A 14,272-nucleotide genomic window follows, 5' to 3' on the forward strand; every position below is an offset into this window, starting at 1 on the left:
CGCGCGGGAGCCGGGCGCCGTTCCCGCGGCAACCGCGCGGGAGCCGGACAGTGATCCCGCGGTAGGCGCGCGGGATCCGCGCCGCAGCACCGCCGGGCACCGGGGGAGGAGCGCGGCCGCCGCGAGGAGCGGTCGGCCGCGGTCTTCCGCGTGCCCGCCCGCCCGGCGGGAGCGGTGCGGTGGCAGCACCGTGAAGAACACGTACTCCAGTGGCAGGGCCGCGCTCGTCGTGCACGCGCGCGGTCAGCACGTCGACTCGCAGTTCACTACGGGGGGAGCAGGGCCGCCATGGCCGACGAACAGCAGCTTCGCGACTACCTCAAGGTCGTGACGGCCAAACTGCGCAGCACCCGGACGGAACTGGACCGGCTCAGGCACGAGCCCATCGCCGTCGTCGGCATGGGCTGCCGCTACGCCGGCGGCGTCGACAGCCCCGAGGCGCTGTGGCGGCTGGTCGCGGACGGCGCCGACGCCGTCGCCGGCTTCCCCGCCGACCGGGGCTGGGACACCGCGGGGCTCTACGACTCGCCCGACCTGCCGGGCTCCACCACCCGTGAGGGCGCCTTCCTGTACGAGGCGGCCGAGTTCGACGCCGCCTTCTTCGGGATCAGCCCGCGCGAGGCCCTCGCCATGGACCCGCAGCAGCGGCTGCTGCTGGAGACCTCCTGGGAGGCCGTCGAGCGCGCCGGCATCGATCCGGCCACCCTGCACGGCTCCCGCACCGGCGTGTTCACGGGCGTCTACTCCTCCGCCGCGGCCTACGGGAGCGACGCCGGACTGGACTTCGCGGAGGCCACCGGCCACCTGCTGACCGGCACCGCCAACAGCGTGCTCTCCGGCCGGATCTCCTTCACCCTCGGCCTGGTCGGCCCCGCCGTGACGGTGGACACCGCCTGCTCCTCCTCCCTGGTCGCCCTGCACCTGGCGGTGCAGGCGCTGCGCGCCGAGGAGTGCGACCTGGCCCTGGCGGGCGGCGCGACCCTGATGTCCTCCCCGGTGCTGTTCCGCGAGTTCTCCCGCCAGCAGGGCCTGGCCGCCGACGGCCGCTGCAAGCCCTTCTCGGCGGACGCCGACGGCACGGGCTGGGGCGAGGGCGCCGGCATGGTCGTCCTGGAGCGGCTGTCGGACGCGCGCCGCAACGGGCACCCCGTCCTGGCGGTGATCAGCGGCAGCGCGGTCAACCAGGACGGCGCCTCCAACGGGCTGACCGCGCCCAACGGCAGCTCGCAGCGCGTCGTCATCCGGGCCGCCCTGGACAACGCCCAGCTGACGGCGGCCGACGTGGACGCCGTGGAGGCGCACGGGACGGGCACCCGGCTGGGCGACCCGATCGAGGCCCAGGCCCTGCTGGAGACCTACGGGCAGGCGGCGGGCCGCGCCGACGACCGGCCGCTGTGGCTGGGCTCGGTGAAGTCCAACATCGGCCACACCCAGGCCGCGGCCGGTGTCGCCGGTGTGATCAAGATGGTGATGGCGCTGCGGCACGGCGTGCTGCCCCGCACCCTGCACTCCGAGCGGCCCTCGGAGTACGTCGACTGGACGGCCGGCCGGATGCGGCTGCTGCAGCGGCCGGTGGACTGGCCCCGGCCCGCGGACGACACCCCCCGGCGCGCGGCCGTCTCGGCGTTCGGCATCAGCGGCACCAACGCCCACCTGGTGCTGGAGGACGCGCCCGAGCCGCAGGCCCCGGCCGCGGAGCCGGTGCGGGCCGCCGCCCCGGCCGTCCTGCCCGGGTCGAGCGCCTGGGTGCTGTCCGGGCGCACCCCGCAGGCGCTGGCCGCGCAGGCCCGCAAGCTCTCCGCCCACCTCGCCACCCGCCCCGGGGCGCGGGCCGCCGAGGTGGCCTGGTCGCTCGCCACCACCCGGACCGCCTTCGAGCACCGCGCCGTGCTGCTGGACCCGGAGTCGGCCGGGGGCCTGGCCGCGCTCGCCGCCGGGGAGCCCGCCGCGGACGTCGTGACCGGGCAGACCCGCGCCGAGGGCACCGGCCGGACGGTCTTCGTCCTGCCGGGCCAGGGCAGCCAGTGGGTCGGCATGGGCCGCGAGCTGGCCGGGGCCTCGCCGGTGTTCGCGTCCCGGTTGGCCGAGTGCGCCGAGGCCCTCGCGCCGTACGTGGACTGGCAGTTGGACGATGTGCTGGCGGGCCTTCACGGCTTCGAGGCCGCCGACGTCGTGCAGCCCGCGCTGTGGGCCGTGATGGTCTCGCTGGCCGCGGTCTGGGAGGCGTCCGGCGTCGTCCCCGACGCGGTGGTGGGCCACTCCCAGGGCGAGATCGCCGCCGCCGTCGTCGCCGGGAGCCTGTCCCTGGCGGACGCCGCCAAGGTCGTCGCCCTGCGCAGCCGGACCCTGACCGCCCTCGCCGGGCGCGGCGGGATGATGGCCGTCGACGGCGCGGCCGACACCGTCCGCGGCTGGCTGGAGCCGTTCGGGGAGCGCCTGTCGGTCGCGGCCGTCAACGGCCCGTCCGCCACGGTGGTCGCCGGGGACCCGGACGCGCTGCACGAGCTGGCCGCGCTCCACCCCGACGTGCGCACCCGCGTCCTGCCGGTGGACTACGCCTCGCACAGCGCCCATGTCGAGGAGCTGCGCGAGGACGTCACCGTCGCGCTGGAGGGGATCGAGCCCCGTACGGCCCGGATCCCGATGGTCTCCGCGATGGACGGCCGCCGGCTCGTCGGGCCGGAGCTCGACCCCGCCTACTGGTACGCCAGCCTGCGCGAGACCGTCGAGTTCGCCCGCGCCGTGCGCACGCTCGGCGACGACGGCTACGACACCTTCGTCGAGGTGTCCCCGCACCCCGTGCTGGCCATGGCCGTCGGCGAGGAACTGGCGGACCGCGACCCCGTGGTCGTCGGCACGCTGCGCCGCGACGACGGCGGCGCCGCGCGGCTGCTCGCTTCCCTCGGCGAGGCGTACGCCCACGGCGCGCCCGTGGACTGGACCGCCGTCCTGCCCCGCGCCGAGCGGGCCGACCTGCCCACCTACGCCTTCCAGCGCGGCCGCTACTGGCCCCGCCGGGTCGAGGCCGCGCCGCAGGCGGCGGTCACCGCCGCCGAGGACGGCTGGCGCTACCGCACGGCCTGGGAGCCGCTCGGCCCCACCGCCCCCGCCCTGGCCGGGACCTGGCTGGTCGTCGCCCGCGAGGACGGCGACCCGGCCCGGCACGTCGAGGCCCTGACCGCGCACGGCGCCGAGGCCGTCGTACTGCGCACCGACGCGGTGCTGCGCGAGGCGCTCGCCGCCGAGCTCACGGCCGCGCTCGCCGCCCTCCCCGGGGCGTCCGGGCGGCCGGCCGGCGTGCTGTCGCTGCTCGCGCTGGACCCCCGGCCGCTGCCCGGCGCACCCGCCGTCCCGCACGGCACCGCCGCGACCCTGGCCCTGGTGCAGGCCCTCGGCGACGCCGCGGTCGACGCCCCGCTCTGGGCGCTCACCCGCGGCGCCGTCCGGGTCGCCGCCGACGACGCCCCGCCCGCCCCCGTCCAGGCCCAGGTCTGGGGGCTCGGCCGGGTCGCCGCGCTGGAGCACCCCGACCGCTGGGGCGGACTGGTCGACCTGCCCGAGCAGTGGGACGAGCGGGCCGCCGCCCGGCTGGCCGCCGTGCTCGCCGACGGCGCCGAGGACCAGGTGGCGCTGCGCCGCGCCGGGGCCTTCGCCCGGCGGCTCGTCCACGCGCCCCGCACCGCCCCCGGTCCGGCCGGGCCGGACGGCGGCTGGTCCCCGCGCGGCACGGTGCTCGTCACCGGCGCCACCGGCTCCATCGGCCCGCACCTGACCGCCTGGCTGGCCGGCCGCGGCGCCGCGCGCCTCGTGCTGCCCACCCGCTCCGGGCCGGGCCCGCGGCTCGCGGCCCACGCCGCCGCCCTCGCCGCGGCCGGCACCGCCGTCGACGTGCTCGCCTGCGACCTCGCCGACCGCTCCGCGCTCGCCGCCCTGCTCGACCGCGTCGCCGCCACCGGCCCGCGGCTGTCCACCGTGCTGCACGCGGCCAACGCCTTCCACCTCACCCGCCTCGACGACACCGACCCCGAGGGCCTGGCCGCCTCCCTGGCCGGCAAGGCGGCCGGCGCCGACCACCTCGACGAACTGGTCACCGACGCCGACGAGTTCGTCCTCTTCTCGTCGATCGCCGCCGCCTGGGGCAGCGCCGAGCACGGCGCCTACGCCGCCGCCAACGCCCACCTCGACGCGCTCGCCGAACGGCGCGCGGCACGCGGCGCCGGCGCGCTCTCGCTCGGCTGGGGCGTGTGGGACACCCGCGACTGGACCGCGCCGGACGCCTTCGGCCCGCACGGGCCCGCCACCATCACCGGCGACGTGCTGCGCCGCCAGGGCACCCGGTTCCTGGACCCGGACCGCGCGCTGGACGTGCTCGGCCGCGTCCTCGCCGACGGAGCCGGCGCCACCGGCCCCTACCTCGCCCTCGCCGACATGGCCTGGGACGACTTCGCGCCGGTGTTCACCGCGGCCCGCCGCAGCGCCCTGCTGGACCGCATCCCCGCCGCCCGCCGGGCCCTCGACGGCGGCGCGGCCGCCACCGGGGCGCCCACGGCCGCCGCCGACGGCGCGGACACCAGCGGGAACGACTTCGCCCGCGCCCTGGCCGGCGCCGCCGGCACCCCCGAGCAGGAGCGCCTGGCCACCGACCTGGTCCGCTCCCACGCGGCGGCCGTCCTCGGCCACCGCGACGCGGGTGACATCGCCGGCCAGCGCGCCTTCCGCGACCTGGGCTTCGACTCGCTGACCGCCGTCGAACTGCGCAAGCGGCTGGCCACGGCCACCGGCCTGCGGCTGCCGTCCACGATCGTCTTCGACCACCCCACCCCGGCCTCGCTCGGCGCCCACCTCGCCGCGACGGCCCTCGGCACCGGCACCGGCGCCGGCACCGACGCCGCCGCGCCCGCCCGGGACGGCGCCGCCGCCGACCCCGACGAGCCGCTCGCCATCGTCGGCATCGGCTGCCGGTTCCCCGGCGGCGTCACCACCCCCGACCAGTACTGGGACCTGCTGGCCTCCGGCGCCGACGTGATCGGCGGCCTGCCCACCGACCGCGGCTGGGACCCGGACCTCTACGACCCCGACCCCGCCCGCCAGGGCAAGTCCGTCACCCACCGCGGCGGCTTCCTGCACGACGCCCCCGACTTCGACGCCGCCTTCTTCGGCATCAACCCGCGCGAGGCCCTCGCCATGGACCCCCAGCAGCGCCTGCTGCTGGAGACCTCCTGGGAAGCCCTCGAACGCGCCGGCATCGCCCCCGAATCGCTGCGCGGCACCCCCGTCGGCGTCTTCGCCGGCGCCACCCTGACCGGCTACGGCGACGGCCTGGCCGACGGCGACCCGGCCGCCGAGGGGTACCTCGTCACCGGCCACTCCAGCAGCATCATCTCCGGCCGCGTCGCCTACGCCCTCGGCCTGGAGGGCCCCGCCCTCACCATCGACACCGCCTGCTCCTCCGGCCTGGTCGCCCTGCACCTGGCCGGCCGGGCGCTGCGCGCGGGCGAGTGCGAACTCGCCCTGGTCGGCGGCGTGATGGTGATGTCCACCCCCAGCCAGCTGGTCGGCTTCTCCCGGCAGCGCGGCCTCGCCCCCGACGGCCGCTGCAAGCCCTTCGCCGCCGGAGCCGACGGCATGGGCCTGTCCGAGGGCGCCGCGACCATCGCCGTCGAACGGCTCTCCGACGCGCGGCGCCTCGGCCACCCCGTGCTGGCCGTCGTACGGGGCACCGCCATCAACCAGGACGGCGCCTCCAACGGCCTCACCGCCCCCAGCGGACTCTCCCAGCAGCGCGTGATCCGCGCCGCCCTGGACGCCTCGGGCCTCACCCCCGACCAGATCGACGCGGTCGAGGCGCACGGCACCGGCACCCCCCTCGGCGACCCCGTCGAGGCCCACGCCCTGCTGGCCACCTACGGCCGGGACCGCCCCGCCGACCGGCCGCTGTGGCTCGGCTCCGCCAAGTCCAACATCGGCCACACCCAGACCGCCGCCGGCCTCGCGGGCCTCGTCAAGATGGTCCTCGGCATGCGGCACGGCACGCTGCCGCGCACCCTGCACGCGGACGAGCCGTCCCGGGAGATCGACTGGGAGTCCGGCGCCGTACGGCTGCTGACCGAGCAGCGGCCCTGGACGACCCCGCAGGACGCGCCGCGCCGCGCCGGCGTCTCCGCGTTCGGCATGAGCGGCACCAACGTGCACGTCCTCATCGAACAGGCCCCCGAACACCTCCCCGCCCCCGCCGGCCCGCCGCAGGACGCCCCGGCCGCCCCGGCCGGACCGCCGCTGCTCGCCGCCGGCACGGACGTCACCGCCTGGTCGGTCAGCGCCCGCGGCCGGGACGCCCTGGCCGCGCAGGCCGGCCGCCTGCACGCGTACGCCCTCGCCGCCGACACCCCGCCGCCCGCTGCCGTGGCCCGGGCGCTCGCCACCACCCGCAGCCCCTTCGAGCACCGCGCCGTCGTCGTCGGCGCCGACCCCGCCGGACTCGGCCGGGGCCTGGCCGCCCTGATGACCGGCCAGGACACCGAGCACGCCCTCACCGGCGAGAGCGCCGCCCGCGAGGACCGGACGGTGTTCGTCTTCCCCGGCCAGGGCAGCCAGTGGGAGGGCATGGGCCGACGGCTGTCCGCGCAGTCACCGGTGTTCGCCGCCCGGTTCGCCGCGTGCGCGCGGGCCCTGCGCCCGTACGTCGACTGGGACCCGCACGCCGTGCTCGCGGGCGAGCCCGACGCCCCCGCGCCCGACGGCGCCGCCGTCATGCAGCCGCTGCTGTGGGCCGTGATGGTCTCGCTCGCCGCCGTCTGGGAGGCCGCCGGCGTCGTCCCCGACGCGGTGGTGGGCCACTCCCAGGGCGAGATCGCCGCCGCCACCGTCGCCGGCGCGCTCACCCTGGAGGACGCCGCCCGGATCGTCGCCGTCCGCGCCGCCGCGCTGACCGGCCTCGGCGTCGAGGGCGGCATGCTCTCCGTGGTGCTGCCCGTCGAGCTGGTGCGCGAACTCCTGGAACCCTTCGGCGACCGGCTCGCCGTCGCGGCCGTCAACGCCCCCGCCACGACCGTCGTCTCCGGCGAACCCGACGCGCTCGTCGAGTTCGAACGCGTGCTGCGCAAGCGCAAGGCGATGCGCTGGCGCGTGCCCGTCACCGACTTCGTGGCGCACTCCCGGCTGTGCGAGCCGCTGGCGGAGACCCTGCCGCGACTGCTGGCCGACATCCGGCCGCGCCCCGCCGCCGTCCCGCTGTTCTCCACCGTCCACGGACGGCTGGTGGACGGCGAGGAGCTGGGGCCGCGGTACTGGTACGCCAACGTCCGGCAGACCGTCCGCTTCGCCGAGGCCGTCGAAGCCCTCGCCGCCACCGGCCACCGCACCTTCGTCGAGGTCTCCGCCCACCCGGTGCTGCTGCCCGCCGTCCAGGAGACGCTGGCCGCCCGCACCGACCTGCCCGACCCGCTGGTGATCGACACGCTGCGCCGCGACGACGACGGCGCCGACCGGCTGCTGCGCTCGATCGGCACCGCCCACGTCCACGGCCTGCCCGTCGACTGGACCGCCGTGCTGCCCGCCCCCGCCGACGTCCGGGACGCCGCGCGGCGCGTCGAACTGCCGACCTACGCCTTCCAGCACCGCCGCTTCTGGCCGCCGGCCCGCCCGGCCGCGGCCGCCCCCGCCGCCCACGGCCCGGCCGCCGACCCCACCGACGACTGGCGCTTCCTCGCCGAGTGGGCCCACGCCCCCGAGCCCGCCCCCGCGCTGCTCACCGGCACCTGGCTGGTGCTCACCCCCGCCGGACAGCCCGTCCACCCCTGCGCCGCGGCCCTCGCCGAGCGCGGCGCCCGGACCGTCACCGTCGAGCTGGACACCGCCGAGGCCGACCGCGCCGACTACGCGCGCCGGCTCACCGCCGCACTGGACGGCGCCCGGCCCGCCGGCGTGCTCTCCCTGCTCGCCCTCGACACCGCCCCGCTCGCCGCCCACCCCGCCGTGGCCCGCGGCCTCGCCGCCACCCTGGCCCTGGTCCAGGCCCTCGGCGACGCCGCCGTCCCCGCCCCGCTGTGGCTGCTGACCGCCGGCGCCGTCACCACCGACCCCGGCACCGGCGCCGCCGACCCGCAGCAGGCCCCCGTCTGGGCCCTGGGCCGCACCGTCGCCGCCGAACACCCCGACCGCTGGGGCGGGTTGGTCGACCTGCCCGGGCAGTGGGACGAGCGGGCCGCCGCCCGCCTGGCCGCCGTCCTCGCCGCCCGCGACGAGAACGAGGTCGCGCTGCGCGCCGACGGCCTGCGGCCCCGCCGCCTCGCCCACGCCCCCAGGCCGCCCCGCCCCGCCGACCGACGGCCGCTCGCCCCCCGCGGCACCGTCCTCGTCACCGGCGGCACCGGCCACATCGGCGGCCACGCCGCCCGCTGGCTCGCCCGCGAGCGCGGCGCCCGCCGCCTCGTCCTCACCAGCCGCTCCGGCCCCGCCGCCGCCGGCACCGCCGCGCTCGCCGCCGAACTCGCCGCCGCCGGCGCCGCCGTGGACGTCCTCGCCTGCGACACCGCCGAACGCCCCGCGCTCGCCGCCGTGCTCGACCGCGTCGCCGCCACCGGACCGGCCCTGTCCACCGTGCTGCACGCCGCCGGCGCCCTGGACGACGGCGTCCTGGACCGCCTGGACGCCGCCCGCCTGGCCCGCACCTTCGACGGCAAGGCCGGCGGCGCCGCCCACCTCGACGAGCTGACCGCCCACCTGGACCTCGACGCCTTCGTCCTCTGCTCCTCCATCTCCGCCACCTTCGGCAACGGCGGCCAGGGCAACTACGCCGCCGCCAACGCCTACCTGGACGCCCTCGCCGAGCAGCGCCGCGCCCGCGGCCTGCCCGCCACCTCGCTGGCCTGGGGCCCGTGGGCGGGCGGCGGCGTCGGCCAGGCCAGCGAAGGCGCCCGCCGACGGCTCGCCCGCAACAAGTGGGAGGTCCTGATGGAGCCCGAGGACGCGGTCCGCGCCCTCGCCGCCGCCGTCGAGGACCCCGACCCCCGGCTGGCCGTACTGTCGCTGATGGCCGTCGACTTCGCCGCGATGGCCACCGCCCGCGGCCCCGAACAGCTGCGCCGCGCCCCGCTGATGCGCGACCTGCCCGAGATCCGGGCCGCCGACGCGGCCGACGCCGCGGACCCGGCGCCGCGCGCCGCCGAGGCGGAGCACCCGCTGGCCGTCCGGCTGTCGGCGCTGACCTCCGCCGAGGCGCAGGACCGGCTGCTCTGCGACCTGGTCCGGGACGAGGCCGCCACCGTGATGGGGTACGCCTCGGCCGCCGACGTCGAGCCCGGCCGCGCCTTCAGCGAACTCGGCCTGGACTCCCTCACCTCCGTCGAACTGCGCAACCGGCTCAGCACCGCCGCCGGCCTGCCGCTGCCCGCCACCCTGCTGTACGACTACCCGGACCCGCAGGTGCTCGCCGCGCACCTGCGCACCCGGCTGGTCGGCGGCGGACCGGACACCGCCGCCCCGGCCGCACCGCGCGCCACCGGCGCGGACCCGCTCGCCGACCCGGTCGCGATCGTCGCCATGGGCTGCCGCCTGCCCGGCGGCATCCACACCCCCGAGCAGCTGTGGCAGCTGCTCGACGCCGGACAGGACGCCGTCACCGGCCTGCCCACCGACCGGGGCTGGGACCTCGCCGCCCTCTACGACCCCTCCGCCGAACGGCCCGGCACCTTCTACGCCCGCGAGGGCGGGTTCCTGCACGAGGCCGCCGAGTTCGACGCCGCCTTCTTCGGCGTCAGCCCGCGCGAGGCGGTCACCATGGACCCGCAGCAGCGGCTGCTGCTGGAGGTCGTCTGGGAGACCCTGGAACGCGGCGGCATCGACCCCACCGGCCTGCGCGGCAGCCGTACCGGTGTGTTCGTCGGCGGCTTCGGCTCCGGCTACGACCACCTCACCGCCCGCGCCGCCGGCCACGCCGACCACCGCCTGGAGGGCCAGGCCATGATCGGCACCGCCACCAGCGTGCTGTCCGGCCGGGTCTCCTACCTCCTCGGCCTGGAGGGCCCGGCGTTCACCGTCGACACGGCCTGCTCCTCCTCGCTGGTCGCCCTGCACTCCGCCGCCCAGGCGCTGCGGGCCGGCGAGTGCGACCTCGCCCTGGTCGGCGGCGTCACCGTGATGCCCACCCCGCGCGACCTGGTCGGCTTCTCCCAGCAGCGCGGCCTGGCCGCCGACGGCCGGTGCAAGGCCTTCGGTGAGGGCGCCGACGGCATGGGCATGGCCGAGGGCGTCGGCGTCCTCGCGGTCGAACGGCTCTCCGACGCCCACCGCAACGGCCACCAGGTGCTCGGCGTGGTCCGCGGCAGCGCCGTCAACCAGGACGGCGCCTCCAACGGGCTCACCGCCCCCAGCGGCCCCTCCCAGCAGCGGGTGATCCGCGCCGCGCTGGCCGGCGCCGGCCTCACCGCCGCCGACGTGGACGCCGTCGAGGCGCACGGCACCGGCACCGAACTCGGCGACCCGATCGAGGCCCAGGCCCTGCTCGCCACCTACGGCCAGGACCGGCCCGCCGACCGGCCGCTGTGGCTGGGCTCGGTGAAGTCCAACATCGGCCACACCCAGGCCGCCGCCGGCGTCGCCGGGATCATGAAGATCGTCCTGGCCCTGCGGCACGGACAGCTGCCGCGCACCCTGCACGCCGACACCCCGACCCCGCACGTCGACTGGACCGCCGGGCACGTCGCCCTGCTGCAGCGGCCCGTCGCCTGGGCGCCGGACGGCGAGCGGCCCCGCCGGGCCGGCGTCTCCAGCTTCGGCGTCAGCGGCACCAACGCCCACGTCATCATCGAGGAGGCCCCCGCCCGGCCCGCGCCCGCGACGACGGACGCCGGCCCCGCCCCGGTGCTGACCGGCGGACCGGTCGCCTGGCCGGTCGGCGCCCGCGACCCGCGCGCCCTCGCCGCCCAGGCGGGCCGGCTGCGCGAGTCCGCGCTGGCCCGCCCCGACCTGCCGGTCGGCGACGTGGCCTGGTCGCTCGCCACCACCCGCCCGCCGCACGACCACCGCGCCGTGCTGCTGGGCGCCGACCACGCCGAACTGCTGCCCGCCGCCGCGGCGGTGGCCACCGGACAGGCCTCGCCCGACGCCGTCACCGGCTCCGTCGCGCCCGGCGGCACCGGCCGCACCGTGTTCGTCTTCCCCGGCCACGGCAGCCAGTGGATCGGCATGGGCCGCGAACTCGCCGAGGTCTCACCGGTCTTCCGCGACCGGCTGGACGAGTGCGCGCGGGCCCTGAGCCCGTACGTCGACTGGGACCTCGCGGACGTGCTGGCCGGCGAGCACGACTTCCTCGCCGCCGACGTGCTCCAACCCGCCGTCTGGGCGGTCTCGGTGGCGCTGGCGGCCGTCTGGCAGGCCGCCGGGGTCTCCCCGGACGCGGTCGTCGGCCACTCCCTGGGCGAGATCGCCGCGGCGACCGTCGCCGGCGCCCTCACCCTGGAGGACGGCGCGAAGGTCGCCGCCCTGCGCAGCCGGGCCCTGCGCACCCTGGACGGACGCGGCGGCCTGCTCTCCGTCGCCGAGCCCGCCGACACGGTGCGCGAACGGCTCGCCGGCTTCGAGGGACGGCTCGCGCTCGCCACCGTCAACGGCCCCCGCTCCTGCGTGGTCTCCGGCGACCCCGACGCGCTCGACGAGTTCGCCGCCGCCTGCCCGCCCACCTGCCGCACCACCCGCGTCCCGATCGCCTACGCCTCGCACAGCCCCCAGGTGGAGGAGTTGCGCGAGGAGATCCTCGCCGCCCTCGCCGGCATCGAGCCCCGCGCGGCCGACGTCCCGCTGGTCTCCGCGTACACCGGGCAGTGGCAGGACGGCCGGGAGCTGGACGCCCACTACTGGTACGCGAGCCTGCGCGGCACCGTCGAGTTCGAACGGGCCGTACGGACCCTCGGCGACAGCGGGCACCGGGTGTTCGTCGAGGTGTCCGGGCACCCCGCGCTGACCGGCGCCGTCCGGGACACCCTCGGCGAGGCGGCGGTCGTCACCGGCACGCTGCGGCGCCAGGACGGCGGCGCCCGCCGCCTGCTCACCTCGCTCGCCACCGCCTACGTGGCCGGCGCACCCGTCGACTGGGCGGCCGTGCACGGCCCCGGCACCCTCGTCGACCTGCCCACCTACGCCTTCCAGCGCAGCCGCTACTGGCCCGAACCGGCCCGGCCCGCCGCCCCCGAGCCCGACGACGCGCTGACCGGCCTGCGCTACCGGATCACCTGGACCCGGACCGCCGAGAACCCCGCACCCCCGCAACTGACCGGCAGCTGGTTGCTGGTCGGCGCGGCCGCCGACCCGGAGACCGCCCGGAAGGTCGCCCGCGCCCTGGCCGAGCACGGCGCCACCGACGTCCGCACCCTGCCGGACGCCGACCGCACCGCCCTCGCCGCCCACCCGGCGCCCGCCGGCGTGGTCTCCCTGCTCGCCCTGGACGAGTCCCCGGACCAGGGGCACCCGACCATGACCCGGGGCGTGGCCGCCACCCTCGACCTCATCCAGCAGCTCGGCGCCGGCGCCCCCGGCACCCCGCTGTGGGTGCTCACCTCCGGCGCCGTGGCCACCGGCCCCGGCGAGAGCGGCAGCCCCGCCCAGGCCCAGGTCTGGGGACTGGGCCGGGTCGCCGGCCTCGAACACCCCGGGCACTGGGGCGGACTGGTCGACCTGCCGCCCGCCGGCGCCTGGGACGACCGCACCGGCAGCCGGCTCGCCGCCCTGCTGTCCGGCGCCGTCGCCGAGGACCAGACGGCCCTGCGCCCGCAGGGCATCCTGGCCCGCCGCCTGGTCCGCGCCGCCGCGGCCGCCGCCACCCCCCGGCCCGGGCGCGGCACCGTCCTGGTCACCGGCGGCACCGGCGCCATCGGCGCCGAGGTCGGCCGCTGGCTCGCCGGGCGCGGCGCCGAACGCGTCGTCCTCGCCGCCGGCGAACCGCTGACCGCCGACGTCGCCCGGCTCGCCGCCGACGTCGCCGCCTCCGGCGCCGCCCTGTCCATCGCCGCCTGCGACACCACCCGGCGCGCCGAACTCGGCGGCCTGCTACGGCAGATCACCGCCGACGGCGGCCCCGCCCTGCGCGGCGTCGTGCACGCCGTCGGCGCCGGACAGGCCACCGCCGTCGCCGACACCACGGCGCGGGAACTCGCCGACGTCGCCGGAGCCCGGTCCGCCGGCGCCCGCTGGCTCGACGAACTGACCGCCGACCTCGACCTGGACGACTTCGTCCTGTTCTCCTCCGTCGCCGCGACCTGGGGCAGCGCCCTGGTGCCCGGCTACGCCACGGGCAGCGCCTTCGTCGACGCCCTCGCCGAGCAGCGCCGGGCCCGCGGACAGGTCGCCACCTCGGTCGCCTGGGGCCCCTGGGCCGACGGCGGCGCCGGCGCCCGGTCCTCCGTCCGGCACGGCCTGGGCGTCCTGGACCCGGGCACCGCCGTCCGGGCGCTCGGCCAGGCCATGGACGGGCGCGACGCGCTCGTCACCATCGCCGACGTGGACTGGCGGACCTTCGCGCCCGCCTTCACCCTGCACCGCCCGAGCCCGCTCCTCGCCGACCTGCCGGAAGCGGCCGCCCCGGCGGCCGAACCGGCCGGCCCGGCCGACGGCGGCACGGCACCCGAGTTCGCCCGCACCGTCCTCGCCCTGCCCGCCGCCCGCCGGCCGGCCGCGGTGACGGACCTGGTGCGCGCCCAGGCGGCCCTGGTGCTGTCGCACGGGAGCACCGCCGACATCGACGCCGAACGCGCCTTCCGGGACCTCGGCTTCGACTCCCTGACCGCCATCGAACTGCGCGACCGGCTCGCCGCCGCCACCGGCGTCACCCTGCCCTCCACCGTCGTCTTCGAGTACCCGACGTCCGCCGCCCTCGCCGCGCACCTGCTGCGCGAGCTCGGCGCCGGCCCGGACTCCGTACGCACCCAGCTCGACCGGCTGGACGCCTCGTTGTCGGGCCTGCTGGACCGGCTCGGCGAGGACGGCGACGGGACGGACGGGGACGAGGAGGCCGTCGCGGCGCAGCTCGCCGCACTGAGCGCCAAGTGGCAACGACTCCAGCGCCGCGCCGGCGGCCCCGCCACCGGCGGCGGCAACGGCGCCGGCACCGCCGCCGGCCAGGACGTCTCCGAGCGCCTCGCCGCCGCGGACGACGACGAGGTCTTCGACCTCCTGGGCAAGGAGTTCGGCATCGAATGACCGTACCGCCGACCCTCCCGCGGGCCGCCCGAGCGCTGCCCAGACCGAGTACCCACAGCCCGAGCACCCCGAGGTGGAACGC

At 78.5% G+C, this 14,272-nt stretch carries 1 protein-coding gene; it reads left to right on the forward strand.

All coding sequences use genetic code 11. The features are described 5' to 3' along the window. Window positions 1–288: 288 nt before the first annotated feature. Window positions 289–14,190, forward strand: a complete 13,902-nt coding sequence (locus ACFCY1_RS23570; RefSeq protein ID WP_375875957.1) for an SDR family NAD(P)-dependent oxidoreductase — start codon at window positions 289–291, stop codon at window positions 14,188–14,190. Window positions 14,191–14,272: the final 82 nt, after the last annotated feature.

Source organism: Kitasatospora sp. NPDC056273 (genome assembly GCF_042268845.1).
In the GTDB taxonomy this organism is placed as follows: domain Bacteria; phylum Actinomycetota; class Actinomycetes; order Streptomycetales; family Streptomycetaceae; genus Kitasatospora.